The organism is Candidatus Pelagibacter bacterium nBUS_36 (assembly GCF_051201215.1).
Lineage (GTDB): Bacteria > Pseudomonadota > Alphaproteobacteria > Pelagibacterales > Pelagibacteraceae > Pelagibacter.
In genome coordinates this window covers 1237538-1254903 of the sequence record NZ_CP172839.1, presented here as the reverse complement: position 1 = coordinate 1254903, position 17366 = coordinate 1237538, and the positions used below count along the sequence as shown (strand labels likewise).

The 17366-nt window shown below is 28.7% G+C and carries 27 protein-coding genes; 17 read left to right on the top strand and 10 right to left on the bottom strand.

What is annotated here, in order from left to right; genetic code table 11:
• Positions 1 to 2: 2 nt before the first annotated feature.
• The 6 genes from ACIJYI_RS06795 (at position 3) to ACIJYI_RS06770 (ending at position 3686) form a co-directional block, all read left to right on the top strand.
• Entirely contained in the window at positions 3 to 1088 is a 1086-nt protein-coding gene (locus ACIJYI_RS06795) for a mechanosensitive ion channel family protein (RefSeq protein WP_435113969.1), read from the top strand.
• Complete coding sequence (locus tag ACIJYI_RS06790; protein WP_435113967.1) at positions 1085 to 1375, top strand: YggT family protein; 291 nt, start codon at positions 1085 to 1087, stop codon at positions 1373 to 1375. The genes ACIJYI_RS06795 and ACIJYI_RS06790 overlap by 4 nt, the downstream gene beginning before the upstream one ends.
• A gap of 9 nt (positions 1376 to 1384) precedes the next feature.
• Positions 1385 to 2233, top strand: a complete 849-nt coding sequence (gene folD / locus ACIJYI_RS06785) for a bifunctional methylenetetrahydrofolate dehydrogenase/methenyltetrahydrofolate cyclohydrolase FolD (RefSeq protein ID WP_435113965.1) — start codon at positions 1385 to 1387, stop codon at positions 2231 to 2233.
• Positions 2234 to 2328: 95 nt separating this feature from the next.
• Positions 2329 to 2532 (top strand): hypothetical protein, encoded by a 204-nt coding sequence (locus tag ACIJYI_RS06780; protein WP_435113963.1) that lies wholly within the window; start codon positions 2329 to 2331, stop codon positions 2530 to 2532.
• Between the two features lie 3 nt (positions 2533 to 2535).
• A complete protein-coding gene (locus ACIJYI_RS06775) occupies positions 2536 to 2796 on the top strand; it encodes an SHOCT domain-containing protein (RefSeq protein ID WP_435113961.1) in 261 nt (86 codons plus the stop codon).
• Positions 2797 to 2807: 11 nt separating this feature from the next.
• Entirely contained in the window at positions 2808 to 3686 is an 879-nt protein-coding gene (locus ACIJYI_RS06770) for an alpha/beta hydrolase (RefSeq protein WP_435113959.1), read from the top strand.
• A 60-nt stretch (positions 3687 to 3746) separates the two neighbouring features.
• Here ACIJYI_RS06770 and ACIJYI_RS06765 read toward each other — a convergent pair whose 3' ends face one another.
• A complete protein-coding gene (locus ACIJYI_RS06765; protein ID WP_435113957.1) occupies positions 3747 to 4457 on the bottom strand; it encodes an SDR family NAD(P)-dependent oxidoreductase in 711 nt (236 codons plus the stop codon).
• 27 nt (positions 4458 to 4484) lie between these two features.
• On the opposite strand from ACIJYI_RS06765, the gene ACIJYI_RS06760 reads away from it, so the two are divergent.
• The 7 genes from ACIJYI_RS06760 to ACIJYI_RS06730 are packed head-to-tail and all read left to right on the top strand — an operon-like array spanning position 4485 to position 8717.
• Entirely contained in the window at positions 4485 to 5975 is a 1491-nt protein-coding gene (locus ACIJYI_RS06760; protein WP_435113955.1) for a cryptochrome/photolyase family protein, read from the top strand.
• Positions 5975 to 6304 (top strand): hypothetical protein, encoded by a 330-nt coding sequence (locus tag ACIJYI_RS06755; RefSeq protein WP_435113953.1) that lies wholly within the window; start codon positions 5975 to 5977, stop codon positions 6302 to 6304. The genes ACIJYI_RS06760 and ACIJYI_RS06755 overlap by 1 nt, the downstream gene beginning before the upstream one ends.
• 1 nt (position 6305) lies before the next feature.
• Entirely contained in the window at positions 6306 to 6434 is a 129-nt protein-coding gene (locus tag ACIJYI_RS06750; protein ID WP_435085832.1) for a DUF2256 domain-containing protein, read from the top strand.
• Positions 6435 to 6440: 6 nt separating this feature from the next.
• Positions 6441 to 7160, top strand: a complete 720-nt coding sequence (locus ACIJYI_RS06745; RefSeq protein ID WP_435113951.1) for a type 1 glutamine amidotransferase — start codon at positions 6441 to 6443, stop codon at positions 7158 to 7160.
• Complete coding sequence (locus tag ACIJYI_RS06740; RefSeq protein WP_435113949.1) at positions 7157 to 7828, top strand: GNAT family N-acetyltransferase; 672 nt, start codon at positions 7157 to 7159, stop codon at positions 7826 to 7828. Before ACIJYI_RS06745 ends, ACIJYI_RS06740 begins: the two co-directional genes overlap by 4 nt.
• An 18-nt stretch (positions 7829 to 7846) precedes the next feature.
• Entirely contained in the window at positions 7847 to 8068 is a 222-nt protein-coding gene (locus tag ACIJYI_RS06735) for a hypothetical protein (protein ID WP_271496840.1), read from the top strand.
• A gap of 40 nt (positions 8069 to 8108) precedes the next feature.
• Positions 8109 to 8717, top strand: coding sequence for a MarC family protein (locus tag ACIJYI_RS06730; protein ID WP_435113947.1), 609 nt, complete (start codon positions 8109 to 8111; stop codon positions 8715 to 8717).
• Here ACIJYI_RS06730 and ACIJYI_RS06725 read toward each other — a convergent pair.
• From ACIJYI_RS06725 to ACIJYI_RS06695, 7 genes are read right to left on the bottom strand one after another with little or no spacing between them, the layout of a single operon-like run.
• Positions 8714 to 9856: an FAD-binding domain-containing protein gene (locus ACIJYI_RS06725; protein ID WP_435113945.1), complete on the bottom strand. Its 1143-nt coding sequence runs from the start codon at positions 9854 to 9856 to the stop codon at positions 8714 to 8716. The two genes, ACIJYI_RS06730 and ACIJYI_RS06725, sit on opposite strands and share 4 nt — an antisense overlap.
• A gap of 6 nt (positions 9857 to 9862) precedes the next feature.
• A complete protein-coding gene (locus tag ACIJYI_RS06720; protein WP_435113943.1) occupies positions 9863 to 10243 on the bottom strand; it encodes a phosphate-starvation-inducible PsiE family protein in 381 nt (126 codons plus the stop codon).
• On the bottom strand, positions 10243 to 10701 hold the full coding sequence (locus ACIJYI_RS06715; protein WP_435113941.1) for a UbiA family prenyltransferase: 459 nt from the start codon (positions 10699 to 10701) through the stop codon (positions 10243 to 10245). The genes ACIJYI_RS06720 and ACIJYI_RS06715 overlap by 1 nt, the downstream gene beginning before the upstream one ends.
• 54 nt (positions 10702 to 10755) lie before the next feature.
• Positions 10756 to 11373: a DsbA family oxidoreductase gene (locus ACIJYI_RS06710; RefSeq protein ID WP_435113940.1), complete on the bottom strand. Its 618-nt coding sequence runs from the start codon at positions 11371 to 11373 to the stop codon at positions 10756 to 10758.
• 4 nt (positions 11374 to 11377) lie between these two features.
• Positions 11378 to 12565, bottom strand: coding sequence for an argininosuccinate synthase (locus ACIJYI_RS06705; RefSeq protein WP_435113938.1), 1188 nt, complete (start codon positions 12563 to 12565; stop codon positions 11378 to 11380).
• Positions 12566 to 12569: 4 nt separating this feature from the next.
• Positions 12570 to 13082 (bottom strand): invasion associated locus B family protein, encoded by a 513-nt coding sequence (locus tag ACIJYI_RS06700; protein ID WP_435113936.1) that lies wholly within the window; start codon positions 13080 to 13082, stop codon positions 12570 to 12572.
• Complete coding sequence (locus ACIJYI_RS06695; RefSeq protein ID WP_435113934.1) at positions 13073 to 14110, bottom strand: NADP(H)-dependent aldo-keto reductase; 1038 nt, start codon at positions 14108 to 14110, stop codon at positions 13073 to 13075. Before ACIJYI_RS06695 ends, ACIJYI_RS06700 begins: the two co-directional genes overlap by 10 nt.
• Before the next feature lie 83 nt (positions 14111 to 14193).
• On the opposite strand from ACIJYI_RS06695, the gene ACIJYI_RS06690 reads away from it, so the two are divergent.
• Complete coding sequence (locus ACIJYI_RS06690; protein ID WP_435113932.1) at positions 14194 to 14955, top strand: Bax inhibitor-1/YccA family protein; 762 nt, start codon at positions 14194 to 14196, stop codon at positions 14953 to 14955.
• 2 nt (positions 14956 to 14957) lie between these two features.
• Here the strand turns inward: ACIJYI_RS06690 and ACIJYI_RS06685 are convergent, their stop codons facing one another.
• Both ACIJYI_RS06685 and ACIJYI_RS06680 read right to left on the bottom strand, forming a co-directional pair.
• Entirely contained in the window at positions 14958 to 15302 is a 345-nt protein-coding gene (locus ACIJYI_RS06685) for a DUF2794 domain-containing protein (RefSeq protein ID WP_435113930.1), read from the bottom strand.
• On the bottom strand, positions 15295 to 15846 hold the full coding sequence (locus tag ACIJYI_RS06680) for a septation protein A (protein WP_435113928.1): 552 nt from the start codon (positions 15844 to 15846) through the stop codon (positions 15295 to 15297). Before ACIJYI_RS06680 ends, ACIJYI_RS06685 begins: the two co-directional genes overlap by 8 nt.
• An 87-nt stretch (positions 15847 to 15933) precedes the next feature.
• On the opposite strand from ACIJYI_RS06680, the gene hspQ reads away from it, so the two are divergent.
• From hspQ to ACIJYI_RS06665, 3 genes are all read left to right on the top strand, one after another.
• On the top strand, positions 15934 to 16254 hold the full coding sequence (hspQ, locus tag ACIJYI_RS06675) for a heat shock protein HspQ (RefSeq protein WP_271524506.1): 321 nt from the start codon (positions 15934 to 15936) through the stop codon (positions 16252 to 16254).
• Positions 16255 to 16427: 173 nt separating this feature from the next.
• Positions 16428 to 17135 (top strand): heme ABC transporter permease CcmC, encoded by a 708-nt coding sequence (gene ccmC / locus ACIJYI_RS06670; protein ID WP_435113926.1) that lies wholly within the window; start codon positions 16428 to 16430, stop codon positions 17133 to 17135.
• Positions 17132 to 17359 carry a heme exporter protein CcmD gene (locus ACIJYI_RS06665; protein ID WP_435113924.1) on the top strand — a complete coding sequence of 76 codons (228 nt, stop codon included), beginning with the start codon at positions 17132 to 17134 and terminating at the stop codon, positions 17357 to 17359. The genes ccmC and ACIJYI_RS06665 overlap by 4 nt, the downstream gene beginning before the upstream one ends.
• Positions 17360 to 17366 lie beyond the last annotated feature (7 nt).

The window sequence follows — 17366 nt, the reverse complement described above, 5'->3', positions numbered from 1 at the left end:
CTATGGAAATAATAAATAATTTTTCTGATGTATTTTTATCAGTTTGGAAAAAGGGAATTCTAGGAGTTGATATTTTTCAAATATTAATTGGTATTGGAATATTCTTTGTTTTTTTAGTTTTTAGAGGCTTAATTAGTAAGCTGATAATCAAAAAATTAGAAATAATTTCAAAAAGAACAACCAATAAACTTGATGATACTTTCGTTCACGCCTTGGAAGGACCTGCAAGATTTTTACCAATTGTTCTTGGTTTTTTTATTGCAAGTTATTATATGACTTTTTCAAATGAAGGCCGAGAGGTTGTGGATACTATTAATAGAACTTTAATTACTATTTTAATATTTTGGGTTATTCATCAAATTATTGAACCAATTTCTTATATTTTAAGTGGGCTAGATAAACTTTTAACTAGAGAATTAATTGGATGGATAATTAAATCTCTTAAAATTTTAATTTTTATTTTGGGACTTGCGGCAGTACTTGAGTTATGGGGAATAAAGATTGGCCCAATTATTGCAGGACTTGGACTATTTGGTGTGGCCGTAGCATTAGGTGCACAGGATTTATTTAAAAATTTAATTTCAGGTATTTTAGTTCTTGTTGAAAAAAGATTTAAAATTGGTGATTGGATTTTAGTTGACGGTATCATTGAGGGTATAGTGGAAAAAATTGGATTTAGATCAACTGTTATCAGAAAATTTGATAAGTCTTTAGCCATAATACCCAATTTTCAGTTTGCTGAAAATGCAGTTATAAATATTAGCGAAACTACTAATTGGAGAATAGATTGGGCAATAACACTTCAATATGACACTACAGTTGACCAATTAAAAAAAGTTAGAAATGAAATAGAAAGTCATATTAATGAAAATAATGATTTTGATAAGTCAGTAGGAGTTGTTGTTGGGGTTGAAAAATTTTCTGATAGTTCTATTGATATGAGGGTTAGATGTTTTACTTCTTCTAATAGCTTTAAAACATGGCTAGAGGTCAAAGAGAGATTAGCAATTGAAATTAAACAAATTGTGGAAAAAAACAATGCAGCTTTTGCTTTCCCAAGTCAGTCGATCTACATAGAAAAAAAATGATAGCAATTTTTTATCTAGTTTTACAAATTTTAAAACTTTACTCTTATGTTGTAATAGCTAACGTTATAATAAGTTGGTTGATCGCTTTTAATGTTTTAAATACTCAAAATAGATTTATTTACTCCATTTTAGAATTATCTTATCGATTAACAAACCCAATTTTACAAAGAATTAGACGTTTTTTACCTAATTTGGGTTCTCTTGATATATCCCCAATAATTCTTCTACTATTGATTTGGTTTATTGAAATGTGTATGAAGCTGTACATTGCACCAATGATTTTTTAAGGAAGTAAAATGATTTTAATAGATGGAAAAAAAGCGGCAGCAGAACTTAGAGAAGAATTAAAGCAAGAAGTTGCTGAGTTAAAAACCAAATATAATAGAGTCCCAGGTTTAACGGTGATTCTAATTGGCGATATGGCTCCAAGTCAAATTTATGTACGTAATAAAGAAAAATCAGCAAATGAAGTAGGTTTAAAATCTGAGGTAATTAGATATCCTGATACCGTTGAAGAAAAAACTGTTTTAGAGAAAATTGAAGAACTAAATAAAGATGAAACCATTTCTGGAATTTTAGTTCAGCTTCCACTGCCAAAACACATTGATAAACAAAAAGTTATTGAAACTATTGCTCCTTCAAAAGATGTAGATGGCTTTCACCCAATGAATGTTGGTAATTTATCATCTGGTTATGAAAGTTCAGTACCCTGTACTCCATTAGGATGTTATTTGATGATTAAAAAAATTGAACCAAATCTAAGTGGTAAAAAAGCAGTTGTAGTTGGTAGATCAAATTTAAATGGTAAGCCAATGACACAACTCCTTCTTAAAGAAAATTGCACAGTTACTATTACTCATTCAAAAACGAAAGATTTAAAAGCAGAATGTTTAGAAGCAGATATAATTGTTGCAGCTGTTGGTATCCCAGAGCTTGTAAAAGGTGATTGGGTTAAAAAAGATGCAATTGTAATTGATGTTGGTATTAATAAAACTGAAAATGGATTAGTCGGTGATGTTGCATTTGACGAAGTGTCTAAAGTTGCAAAAGCTTTAACTCCAGTCCCAGGTGGAGTAGGACCAATGACTATTGCATGTTTATTAAAAAACACTGTTGATTGTTTTAAAAGATCTCAAAATAATTAGTTATTTATAAATAAAAAACTCATCTTTATTGACTAAGATAATTTGACCCATAATTAACTCTTTATCATATCAGTTACTTTTTGATAAGGTAAAGTATGAAGAAACCTCCTTACCCTTATAGAATTGGAATTATAATGATCTTGCTAACAGCTGTTCCTATCGGAGCAACACAGCTAGGGTGGTATTTTTATGGAAAACAAGTAGGATTTGATTTTGGAATGATAGCAGGAGTCTTTTCTGTTATACTTGCTGGATATTTAATGTATCAAAAAGGCTGGCGTGATGAGGATGAAGATTAATTTATGGAAAAAATAATATTTTTTGCGATAGCACTCCCTATATTAGGTTTTGTTTTCTATTTAGGAGGTACTGCAATCATGAAAGGCTTTAAAGCTAAAGTTGATAATAGACCTCAAGAGCAGGAAGAAAAAGATACAAGCGATAAACCCTTAAATAACGATCAGCTAAGTAATGAAATTACAAAACTTAATGAATTACGTCAAAGTGGAGTACTTACTGAAGAAGAATTTGAAAAAGCAAAAAAAAAATTATTGAATGATTAAATTTTTCAATCATGTTTGAAGGATTTAAAAAAAGATTAATTAAAGTAAATAAAGGAAAAATTTTTTGCAGATATAAAGGCAATGGACCTCCATTACTTTTGCTGCATGGATATCCTCAAACCCATATCATGTGGCATAAAACTGCCCCAGAATTAAGCAAATATTTTACAGTAGTAGTTGCTGATCTAAGAGGATATGGAAATAGTTTAGTTTTACCTGGCGGCAAAAATCATATTAATTATTCAAAAAGAGAAATGGCTAAAGATATGATTCAGCTAATGAATAAATTAAAATTTAAAAGATTTTTTCTTGCAGGCCACGATCGTGGCGGAAGAGTTGCTCATAGAATGGCTAGAGACTTTAGAGAAAAAATTTTAGCTTTAAGTGTTTTAGATATTTGTCCAACGCTAGACATGTATGAAAGTACTGATAGAAAATTTGCAAAAGCATACTTTCATTGGTTTTTTTTAATCCAGTCATCTTGGTTGCCAGAAAGAATGATAATGAGTGATCCAAGAAAATGGATGAAAAGCTGTTTACATAAATGGTCTGGAGAACATAAGTTTGGTAAAGCAGAAGAAGCTTATCTTAAATCATTTAAACAAAAAAAAAGAATTCATGCTTCATGTGAAGATTATAGAGCTTCCGATACAATAGACTTAGAACATGATAAAAAAGATAAAAGTAAAAAACTTAATATTCCAATTCAAGTTTTGTGGGGAAAAAGTGGAGTTATAGGAAAACAATTCAATTCAATAAAAATATGGCAAAAATATTCTAATAAAAAAATTACTGGAAAAGCCATAGAGTCTGGACATTTTATTCCTGAACAGAATCCTCAACAGGTAATTTATCAACTAAAAAATTTTTTTCTTAATCAAGAAAATTAAATTTTAATTATTTTTTTCTATTTTAGAAATGAGCTTTATTTACTCAAAATGAGAAAATATTTAAGATAATTTAGATCTACCACCATCAACTGCAATTATTTGTCCAGTTACCCAAGAGCTATCTTCTGTAATTAAAAATTTAGCAAGAGAGGCAGAGTCTTTTCCTTCGCCCAATCTTTTTAATGGGTGGGCTTTAGCAATACCTTCCGCAATTGTAGTGTTCTTTAACATAGGTTCTGCAATTTTTGATTTTGTTAAACTTGGGGCAACGCAATTAACTCTTATATTAGGAGCAAATTCTGCTGCAAGTGAAACAGTCAGACCTTCGACTGCTGCTTTAGCTGAAGCAATTATAGCATGATTGGTAAAGCCCCTTTGAGCCGCAACTGTGGAAAATAAAACTATAGAACCTTTGTTTTTTTTTAAACTTTCTTGATATCCTTTAATGGCTTCTACCGCTGAATAAAGATTCAATTTCATACATTTGTTAAAATCTTGTTCGGTAACCATCCTTAGTGGTTTAAGATCAATTGACCCAACACAATAAGCAATACCTTTTATTTCAGCAACATCTGTTTTAACTTTTTCAATAAAGCCATCTTCCAAGACATCAGTAACTGTATATGTACAACCTAATTTTTCTGCAATAGCACTAACTTCACTTTCATTTCTTGCAACTAAGTGAATATCGTTTCTAGAATTTTTTAACTGTTCAGCTAGACTTGAACCAATAGAACCTGTCGCACCAAAGATTAGATATTTTTCTGACATAAATTTATTAATTAGTTATATTTAGTTATGAAATTATTTTTTATACTTGGTAATCAATTATTTCCATTAAAATACCTAGACCGCTTCAAAAAGGACCATCTGTTTTTTATGGCAGAAGATAATGGATTATGCACTTATGAAAAACACCATAAGCAAAAAATCTTGCTATTCTTATCTTCTATGCGCTCTTATGCGGATAATTTAAAAAAGAACAAATATAAATTAGATTATCTGAAAATCGAAGATAAAGATTTTAAAGATGATTATTTCAAGAAGTTAAAAAAAATAATAATTAAAAATAAGATAATTGAAATTTCAAGTTTTGAAGTTGAAGATAAATTTTTTGAGAAAAAAATTTCACAATTTTTAAAAACAGAAAAAATTAATTGGAATATTGTTCAAACTCCTATGTTTTTAAATTCAAGAGATGAATTTAAAAATTATTTGGGAAAATCAAAAAAGCCCTTCATGGCAACATTCTATAAAGAGGCTAGAAGAAAATCAGGAATATTAATGGGCGCTGATGGTAATCCAATCGGTGGAAAGTGGAGTTTTGATGAAGATAACAGAAATAAATTACCTAAAGATATTTCAATTCCAAAATTTCCAATGATTAATGAAACCAATCATACAAAAAAATTAAAACAAATTGTTGAAAAACTATTTAAAGACCATCCTGGAAGTACTAATAATTTTTGGTTAGCAACAGAATATGATGATGTAATAAAACTTTTAAATTTTTTTATAAAAGAAAAATCAAATTTATTTGGCGATTATGAAGATGCAGTTAATCAAAAAGATAATATATTATTTCATAGTGCATTAAGTCCGTATATCAACTTGGGTTTAATAACACCAGAATTCATCATTCAAAAAGTTTTAGATTTTCATAAAAAAAATAAAATACGAATGAATTCATTAGAAGGGTATATCCGACAGGTAATTGGTTGGAGAGAGTTTATGAGAGGAATTTATCAAAACTACTCTGATGAAATGGAGACAGGAAATTTTTTTAAGCAAAAAAGGAAAATGAAAAAATCTTGGTACGATGGAACTACGGGTCTGCCACCATTAGATCATGCAATTAAAAATGCTGTTGATCATGGATGGTCTCATCACATTGAAAGATTGATGATTCTTTCAAATATAATGAACCTTTGTGAAGTAAAACCAACTGATGTTTATAAATGGTTTATGGAAATGTTTGTCGATTCATCCGACTGGGTGATGGTTCCTAATGTTTATGGTATGGGTTTATTTAGTGATGGAGGGATTTTTGCAACCAAACCATACATTTGTGGATCTGCTTATTTCATGAAAATGATGGATTTTAAAAAAGGGGAGTGGTGTAATACGATGGATGGCCTCTATTGGAGGTTTATAGATAGAAATAGAAAATTTTTTTTAAAGAACCCAAGACTATCGATGATGGTTAGAATTTTTGATAAAATGAAAGATGAAAGAAAAAAAATGATTTTATCTGAAGCAGACAAATTCATAAAATTAAATACTGCATAATGTATATTTCAATAACAGGTATTAAAGTAAGAGGTTTTTTTGGAATATTAAAATTCTTAAGGTACACAATACCAAGTTTTGCTGCAGCAAGAAAAGCAAATGGAAATTTGTTTTGTGACTCAAAAAAGGTAAATAAATATCATCACACCCTAACAGCCTGGGAGAATAAGAGTAAAATGACAGATTATTTAAGGGGTAAACACCATGCTTTGGCAATGAAGAATTTTAGATTTATTGGAACAGGTTCTGTTCATGGATATGAGGATAATGTTATACCAAGTTGGGAAGAAGCAATAAAAAAATGGAAAGAAAATTTTAAAGAAATTTAAATTGAAAAAAGAAAATCTACCCTCAAAAATATGTCCTGTTTGTAAAAGACCTTTTGTATGGCGTAAAAAATGGAAGCTAAATTGGGATAGAGTAAAATATTGCTCTAAGAAGTGCTCTAAGCTAAGCTAAACTCTAGTGAATATAATTGTTTTACAACATATTAAAATAGAGGACCCTGGCTACATTAAAGACCTAATGTTGGCTGATGGAGTTAAATTAACCACAATCGAGCTAGATGAAGGTGAGAAAATTCCAAATGACCTTAGTAAATTTGATGGAATGTTTTGTATGGGTGGTCCAATGGATACTTTTATGGAGCAAGAATACCCATGGCTAATTGAAGAAAAAAAAGCAATTAAAGAATTTGTTATTAATTTAAAAAAACCTTATTTAGGTTTTTGTCTTGGTTGTCAGTTATTAGGTGAAGTAGTGGGTGGCAAGGTGGTTAAATCAAATCCTGCAGAAATTGGTATTATGGATATTAATTTCACCAAAGAAAAAAATAAAGATAAATTATTTTCTAAATTTCCAGAAAAAATAAAAAGTTTACAATGGCATTCTTATGAGGTGCAAGGAATAGAAAACAATAAGGATTTAACCTTATTGGCGTCATCGCCTGTAACAAAATATCAAATTTTTAAATACCAAAACCATGCTTATGGAATTCAATTTCATATTGAAATTAAAGATACCACAGTTAATGAATGGGGATGTGTGCCTGAGTATAAAACAGCCCTTGAAAAACAATTAGGGGATGGTGCCTTAGAAAAATTTGATGAAGTTGCAAAAGATAATATGCCTGATATGAATAATTATTCTAAGATTCTTTATGATAATTTTAAAAAGATGTTATGATCAAATTAAAACTAGGCCCTAAAGTAAAATTTAAAAAAGCAAAGTTACCAGAGAGAAAAAAATTAGTTGGTAATTATACAATTCTTGAACCTTTAAACATTAGCAAACATTCAAAAGATTTATACTTACAATATTCAAATGATAAAAAGAATATAATTTGGACATACTTGCCTTACGGTCCATTTAAAACTTATTTAAGTTTTAGAAATTGGCTTAAATCATTTTGTCTAAACAAGGATCCTTTTTTTTATGCAATTTATTCTAAGAGACATAAGAAATATTGTGGAATGGCTAGTTATTTAAGAATTGAACCAGTTCACGGTTCAATTGAAGTTGGACACATAAATTATTCACTACTTCTACAGAATTCAGTTGAGGGAACTGAAACGATGTATTTAATGATGAAAAATGCTTTCGAGATTTTAGGCAATAGAAGATATGAGTGGAAATGTAATAATTTAAATTTAGCCTCTAAAAAAGCAGCTTTTAGACTAGGTTTTAGATTTGAGGGAGTATTTAGACAGATGTTTGTTTTTAAAGGTAGAAGTAGAGACTCAGCTTGGTTTTCGATTTTAGATAAAGAGTGGCTTAAAAACAAAAAAAGATTTTTAAATTATTTAAAAAAAATAAATTTTGATAAGAATTTTAAACAAATAAAAAAATTATAACACGTATTGATCACCAAAATGAACAATAAATTTTTTGAATGGGCAGGTGTGATCACTGCTATTTTATATTCCTTGTTTGTTGCATTAAATATTGGAATAGAATTTTTTGGTTTCTGCTTATTGCTTTTATCAGCGATATTGATTGGAATTTGGGCCTATAGAGGAGGCCATAAAGGAATACTTTTGTTGCAATTTTTTTATGCAACAGCTGGTATTATTGGAATGATACGTTGGTTTTAATTTAAATTGTAATAATATTTTAAAGAGATAAATAAACCAGATGTCTGAAATTTTTATTCAAACTTTTTTCTTATATTTTATCGTTATTGATCCATTGGGGAATACTCCATTGTTTTTGAGTATCACTCAGCATATGGAGACAAAACAAAAAATTAAAGTAGCATTTAGTGCAACTATAATAGCAACTATCATATTGTTATTTTTTGCGTTACTTGGAAGCTCACTGTTAAGCTATTTACATATTTCTTATCCAGCTTTTACAATAGGGGGTGGAATTATTTTATTGATAATTGCAATTGAAATGTTGTTTGATAAGCGTCAACAAAGAAAAGGAGAAGATATAGATCTTAATTCTGATAATATTAGTATTTTTCCATTAGCAACACCTATTATTGCTGGTCCTGCAGCTATTACCTCAGTAATTGTTTCTGTTTCAGATATTGGAACTAATTTTACAAATCAAACAGTAGGAATGTTTTCATTGGTAATTGTTTTATTTTTAACTTTTATAATTTTTTTTTTAGCTTCAAAATTTTCTAAATTAATAAATAAAAAGATAATTGGTGTTATCTCAAGAGTGGTAGCTATTATTCTCGTTGGATTAAGTGTGCAGTATATTTTAGATGGTATTAAAACTTTTTTAGTTTAATTAAAATTAGCAATTATTTTTGGAATATAATTTTTAAAATTAAAAAAACCTTTATTACAATATTGCCAAGAAAACTGGTCTAACTTTCTATATAATAATTTGATATTTTTTAAATTATTATTCTGAATAAAATCAAAATTTTCACCAACAGTAGGATAAAGACCATAAACATTTTCAGCTATATTCTTTAAATCACTAATGTTAATAATTTCGCAATTAATTGATTTTTCCTCTAACCTTGTTTTTTGATCTTTTAAAAGTTCAGCTTTAAATTTCAATACTTTTTCACTTAATTTAATGGCTCTATTTGTATTATTTAAGACTAACAAAATTTTTTTAAATTTATGCTCTTTAAAATCAGAAAATTCAAAAGTCATATTATTTTCAAATATTAATAAAGTTTGATCCTCTAAAATTTCTGAATTTAAAAAATCTTTTTTATTTACGGGATAAGTTTTATCACTGAATATTGGTGTGGCATTTTCATTAAGCTTTATGTTTTTAAATCTATTATTAGTAAATTTATTTATATTCCATTCACTTGCTAGATAATGTTTACCTTGAGTTTGAACCCCAGCTACCCACCTCCAACCAAGTGTATTCGATGCAGCATCACCATCATAAAGATGTTGCATAAAAAATTCAGCACCAAGCTGCCACGGTAATTCTAGTGTAAATATCCAAATACTAGCAAACCACATTCTAGTATGGTTATGGAGGTAGTTGTTTTCTTTAAGTTCAACTACCCATTGATTGAAGCAATCTATGTTTGTTTTTCCCTCAATAGCATCTAAATAATTTTGATTGTTTTTAAATTGATTTCTAACGTTATCTAATTCTATTAAATAATCTGACCAAACATTTGGTCTTAGTTCAAGCCAACCTTTCCAATAAGTTCGCCATAAAACCTCTTGAATAAATTTTTCATTCTTTGCAAATGAATACTTTTTAAGAGACTTATCAATTACCTCTAATTCATTGATTGCTCCATGAGTTATATATGGTGACAAACAAGAAGTATTTAATCTGTTATCAGGTCCTAAATCAAAATTTCTTAATTTTGAATAATCAGTTAAATTGTTTTCTACAAAATTATTTAATTTTTCAACGGCTTTAGCCCTTGAGGCTTCAAACATCATATTAAATTATTTTGATTTTTTTTTCTTTAGACCCAATTTATCACTGTGTCTTAATCTTAGAATTACAATTGCAGCTGCTATTAAAACTATAGCAACAGCCTCATAAACTAATGCTGTTGGATCCATTTCTTTACCTTGCAATATTATAAATCGAGCAAGAGCAGTAATTGCGATTAAAAGAGGTAAAGTTATGCTTATTGATTGTTGGTTCCAAAAAACTCTTACCATTGCTAATACTTCTAAATAAAGGAACATTAATAATAAATCAGCTAACGTTACAGACTGATTTAAAATCATATGTTTAATTTCTATACCAACAGCAATTACTGTGCTTATCAAAATAATACACATTAATGCTAACTGTAAATTTTTTGCTATTTTTTCCATTATTTATCTTTGCTGAATGGTAACCATTTTTCAAATACTGATTTAGATGGACCATCATAAGGAATAGAATACGAACTTGGATTAGGGCTAGTCAAAACTTCAATCCCTTTAGAAAATACAAAAATAAATACTATTACAAAAACAATGACCATTACTTTAAATGGATCAAAATTTTTTGTTTTAAAAACACTACTAGATTTTTCTTCTGCTTTATGAAAATTTTTAAAAGTCATGTAGACCGCAAATATTAAACCAATGTGCGCCACATAAAGCCCCGCCCATCCAAAAGCAAAAGTTGTGTAAGAAAAAATATATAAACTAAAAACTGTTGTCCAAATAAAACTTAAAACTAAAAGAATTTGTAGTCTGACAGTTTTAGGAAGAGATCTTAGATCGTTCTTACTATCATCAAATAAGATGTTAGCTGCATCCATCATCCAGTTTTTTAATGATTCCATCTAGCAAAGTTATAATTTTTAATAATTATAACAAATGTCAAATTGTCCTAAATCTTAGTTTAAATTGGATTTAATGGTGTTTTCTAATTGAATTGAGCTTTGTGCACCTGAAATAAAATCTTTTCCTATCTCAAAAAATGGAACACCACTAATATTCTTCTCTTTAGCAACTAAAATTTTTGAAATCACATTTTGAATATTTTTTTCATTAATAAATTCTTTAAAAATATTTTCTGCGATATTGTTTTCCTTAGCAATATCAACTAACACATCTATATCTCCAATATCTAACCCATCAATAAAATAAGACTGATATATTTTTTCTTTAACTTCATTTTGTAAATTAAATTGTTCACTTAAAATAATTAGTAAATGAGAAAGAACAGTGTTTGGAGTTTTTTTTATTTTATCTAAATTTAAATCTATCCCTAACTCGTTTGCTTTCAATTTCATATTTTCATACATAGGTGCTGCATAATCTTTTCCACCAAATTTTATTTCTAAATACTTGTCTCTAAGAATACCTTCAGCTGGCATATCTGGATTTAATTGAAATGGAATATGTCTAATATTAAACTTTATATTAGGAAAATTTTTTAATGCTTTATTTAGATTTTTATGTCCAATAAAACACCACCCGCAAATGGTGTCTGCAAAAACGTTTATTTTCATTAATCTAAGAATGAAGTTTTTTCTTGTGAAAATTAATAAATCTTTCAACGTTAGATTTATTGAATGTTTTGTTTTCTTCAAAGGAAACTTTTTTCATTGAGTAAGCAGAACTTTTTGTTTGTCGAGATTCTATTATTATATTTCCTTTATAAAGTTTTAGTTTTATAGAACCGTTAACTTTATTCTTTTTAAGATCTACAATTTTTTGAAGTTTTAATCTTTCTTTTGAATACCAATAGCCGTTGTAAATCAATTCAGCATATCTCGGCATTATTTGGTCTTTCTTATGCATAGTTTCTTTATCTAGCGTTACCGATTCTATTGCTCTATGTGCGTGAATTAATAATGTGCCGCCAGGCGTTTCGTATACTCCTCTAGATTTTATTCCAATAAATCTATTTTCTACTAAATCAACTCTTCCAATTCCATTTTTACCAGCAACTTGATTGAGTTTTTCTAATAATTTTGCTGGAGAAAGTTTTTTTCCATTAATCCCAAATGGGTCTCCATTTCTAAAATTGATAGTTACGAAACTTGGTTTATTAGGAGCTTTTTCAGGCGAAACTGATCTTTGAAAAATAAATTCTGGCGCTGAATTTTTTGGGTTCTCTAAAACCTTACCCTCTGTTGATGTGTGAAATAAATTGTCATCAATTGAAAAAGGTGGAGCTCCTTTTTTATCTTTTGGAATAGCAATATCATGTTTCTTTGCATAATTTATAAGATCTGTTCTAGATTTTAATTTCCAAATTCTCCAAGGAGCAATAATTTTTATATTGGGTCCAAAATAATGATATCCTAATTCAAATCTAACTTGATCATTTCCTTTACCAGTTGCTCCATGCGAAACCGCATAAGCTTTGAATTTTTTAGCAACACGGATTTGATCTTTGGCAATTAGTGGTCTTGCTATTGATGTGCCCAATAAATAAACACCCTCATAGATTGCGTGACCTCTGATCATTGGATAAACATAATCTTTAACAAAAATATCTTTTAAATCTTTGATAATTATATTTTTAACACCAAATTTCTTTGCATTAGTTATAATTTTTTTTCTATCAATTTTTTGACCAACATCTGCTGTGTAACAAATTACTTCAGCATTATAATTTTCTTGTAACCATTTTAAAATAATAGAGGTATCAAGACCTCCTGAATAGGCTAAAACAATTTTCTTTTTTGATTTCATTAAATTAACTACAAGCTTTTTTTACAGTGTTATAAGCTTTGGTAAATCCTAATAGTGAATAGTGGTCAATTGTTTGAGAACCTTTTTGATTATAACCTGTAATCATAATTCTCGATCCTTTTTTCATTTTACTAATCATTCTAAATTCAACCTTAGTATCAGCAATCCAAGCAAAACCCTGTTCTTTAATGTCAAATTTAAATTTATTTTTTCCTGAAGTAGCAGTTACTGAATTTTTATTATTAAATTCATATCCTCCAGTAACACTTACCTCATTAATTATTTTTTCAGCAGGTCTAAAGGCAACAAATAGTTTTGCGTCTCTTTTATTTGATTTTGGAGCTTGTAATATTGGTGATGATTGAGCAAAGCACACCTTCCCACCGTTCTCATTTATAACCATTGACTGCCAATCTTTATATTTTCCAATTTTTTTAATTTCCTCTGCTGATAGTTGGCTTAACGAAATAATAAAAATTATTAGTAGAGTTGGTATAATTTTTTTAATTATGGACATGGGTTAGGGTAAATAGTTTGAATTTCATTAATTTCTTTGATGACATCATCAGATAAATTTATGTTTACACTTTCTATATTAGTTTTCAACTGCTCCATAGTAGTTGCACCAATAATAACAGAAGTAACAAATGGCTGAATTTCTAGAAATTTTAAGGACATCTGAGCTAAATCAAGACCATGTTTCTTTGCAATTTCATAATAGGCATCAACAGCTTTTTCTGTATTAGGTTTTGCATATCTTGTCCAAAAATCAGGATCTCTCTCAATTCTAGAATTTTTAGGTAATTGGTTGTTTCTGTATTTTCCTGACAGATATCCACTTGCTAAAGGTGAATAAGCCAAAAGACCTATTTCATCTCTCACTGATATTTCAGCAAGACCAACTTCATAGGTTCTATTCAATAGACTATATGGATTTTGAATAGACATCATTCTTGGTAAATTTTTATCTTTTGAGAGTTCTAGGTATTTTGAAACACCCCAAGGAGTTTCATTAGATAAACCAACTTCTCTTATTTTTCCTGCATCAACAAATCTTTTAAGATTTCCGAGAACATCTTCAAATTTATTCCACTCACCATTATCGTTATGTTCGTAACCAAGACGTCCAAACATGTTTGTATTTCTTTCTGGCCAATGTAATTGATAAAGATCTATGTAATCAGTTTGTAATCTTTTTAAGCTATCATTTACAGCTTGGGTCATCTTATCTATACCAAAGTTATTTCCACCACCTCTTAGATATGCTCTCATTGGGCCTGCTACTTTTGAGGCTAAAATTACTTTGTCTCTCTTTTTTGTTTTTTTAAACCAATTACCAATTATTATTTCTGTATGGCCATATGTTTCTGCTCTTGGAGGGACAGCATATAATTCTGCGGTATCCCAAAAATTTATACCTTGATCTAAAGCATAATCCATTTGTTCAAATCCTTCTTCTTGAGTATTTTGCTCACCCCAAGTCATTGTTCCGAGACAAATTGTACTTACATCAAGATCAGTATTGCCTAGTTTTTTATAATTCATGTCAGTTTTTGATTTTTTCGAATAATTTTAATCTTTTAAGGTATCTTGAATAATTAGTAAAAGACTATTATATATTACACATTATGAAATTTGATAAAAATGGAATATTAAATAGAGCTAAAGTAGCTCAACAGTCAACAGTTGTTATGGATGAGGGCTTAAGAGCCTACATGCTTAAAGTTTATAACTATATGGCTACAGGAATTTTATTAACTGGAATAGTTGCACTTTTAACATTCAAAATGTCAGTTGTAACAAATGATGCTGGATCAATTACTGGTTTAACACAAATGGGTAGTGCAATTTATATGTCAGGATTAAAGTGGTTAGTAATGTTGGCACCTTTAGGAATTGTTTTTTATATGAGTTTTGGAATTAATAAGATGAGTGCGTCAAAGGCTCAAACAACTTTTTGGGTTTTTGCAGCATTAATGGGTCTATCTCTATCTTCAATACTATTAGTTTATACTGGTATGAGTGTTACCAGAGTATTTTTTATTTGTTCAGCAACATTTGGTGCAATGAGTATTTATGGTTATACAACTAAAAGAGATTTAACAAAATTAGGTTCATTTTTGATGATGGGTTTAATTGGAATTATAATTGCCTCTATAGTTAATATTTTTATGAAGTCCTCTATGATGTACTTTGTAATTTCAATTCTTGGTGTATTAATTTTTGTAGGTCTAACAGCTTATGACACTCAAAAAATTAAAAACATGTATGCTGTGACCGACACAGGTGAAATTATGGGTAAAAAAGCAGTTATGGGTGCTCTTACTCTTTACCTAGACTTTATAAATTTATTTATAATGCTGTTAAGATTGTTTGGTCAAAGACGATAATTTTATTTCTGTAATTTTTTCCAATTAGTATTATTCAGCAATACTTTCAGATCAAAAGAATTTTTAAGAATCTTACTACTAGTATCTGTGATTAAATACTTTAGGTTTTTATTTTTAGGTTTAAAATTTTTACAAATTTTATATAAAGCATTTTCTGCTGCATTTCTAAAAACACTAAAACTAACTTGTTTACTTGAAATACTTAAACCATAATCTCTCCAAGATCCTTCAGAAACCATTTTGGCATATAAATCTAAGATTATCTTAAGTTCATCTTTTTCAAAAAATTGTCTTTCCTCTATTTGTTTGTGTGGATTATTAACTACTAATTTTAAATTACTACGCATCAATTTTATATTTATTAATTAAGGGTATCTGAAAACCAGTAAAAACTATTGTTATTGGTAACATTCCCCACACCTTAAAATTTACCCAAAACTCTTCAGTTTGAGTTCTCCATACACATTCATTTAAAATTGCTAGTCCAAAGAAAAAAAACATCCATCTTTTATTTAACAATTCCCACCCTAAGTCGGTTAAAGGAATTGATTTGCCCATAATTTTTTTGAGAACAGGTTCTTTAGTAAAATATTTTCCAAAAAATAAAGCTAATGCAAATAAAATATTTATTATGGTTGGTTTTACATAAATAAATATTGGATCATTAAAATAGATTGTTAATCCGCCAAAAAAAGTAATCAAAACTCCACTAACTAAAGGCATGGTTGGTATTTTTTTTTCAAAAAACCATACGACAACTAGTGCGATTAAAGTTGCAACTATCAGTGGAGGAATTGCAACTGATAGATTTTTATCATTATTATAATAGTAGAAAAAAAATATAGCTAATGGGCCAAAATCAGTAACAAATTTTAAAAAAGATTTATTCACTCTAAAGATATTAACATATTAATCACATCACAAAACAGTATTATTTTAACCATTGATTTTTATTTTTAAATACCCATACTAATAACCATGCCAATACAAAAAGCCAAATTTTCAATAGGTGATATTGTCAAACACAAACACTTTGAGTTTAGAGGTGTGATATATGATGTCGACTTTGAATTTAATAATTCAGAGGAGTGGTATCAGTCAATCCCAAAAAATGTAAGACCAAGAAAAGATCAGCCTTTTTATCATTTGTTAGCTGAAAATGATGAAATTACTTATGAAGCTTATGTATCACAGCAAAACCTTCTTATGGATGATTCAGATGAGCCTATTAAACATCCATTAATTGAAGAGATTTTTTCAGGTAAAAAAGGCTCGAGTTATTTTAAGATGTCTAACTAATATAATCATTATTCAAACACATTTAGCTCAAATCTAGGCCATATAAATTAAGTAAATTTACATATATTCTGATCAAGAGTGTTAAACGTTAATTTCAGATTATTATCTCCCTCTGCATTCTTGATCGGAAATCCTTTTCATAATAAACATTATTTAAAAATGCATAATTAAATATGTTTAAGCTTTTTCAACCTAACAAAATTTTTCAGATAACGTCTAAAGCTCCAAAATATGTTTTATTTTTATTTGTCGTTGTACTTTCTGTAGGATTAACAGAAGCGTTAGTATTGTCTCCTGAAGATTATAAACAAAGTGATGCTGTTAGGATTATGTATGTACATGTTCCAGCTGCTTGGATTTCCCTTGGAATTTTTTCATCAATTACTTTTCTTTCTATAAGTGGTTTTATTTTTAAAAATAAAAATTTTTTTTTAATTGCAAAAAGTTTAGCACCTTCGGGTTTTGTTTTTAATATCATTGCTCTAGTTACAGGTTCTATTTGGGGAAAACCAACATGGGGAACTTGGTGGGCTTGGGATGCTCGAATTACCTCAATGTTAATTTTAGCTCTGTTTTATGCAATGTACCTAATTTCTTGGAGAATTTACGAAAATGAAGAAAAGGTTTTTAAGATTAGCACTATTGTTACTATTCTAGGTATTGTTAATGTTCCCATTATTAAATATTCTGTTGACTGGTGGAATACCCTTCATCAGCCAGCATCAATAAATATCTTATCTAAAAGTTCAATTCATTCATCAATGCTTTTTCCATTATTGATAATGACTGCGGCATTTGCTCTTTTTTCATTGCTAATTTTCTTAATGAAATATAATACAGAACTGATAAAAATTAAAAATAAAGGCCTAGATAGATTATGATTAATGAACTACTTTTTATGAACGGATACGGCGTTTACGTTTTATCTGCTTTCAGCTTTACTCTCTTGAGTTTCACAGCTCTTTATTTGGTTACAAAAATTCAATTTGTTAAAGAGCAAAGCAAATTTGTTGCTAAATTTGGATCTCTTAACACTGAGAAAGCTAATTCTGCAAAATCACAAAGAATCAATAAAGAAATATTAGCTAACGCCACAAACAATTAACTTTTAA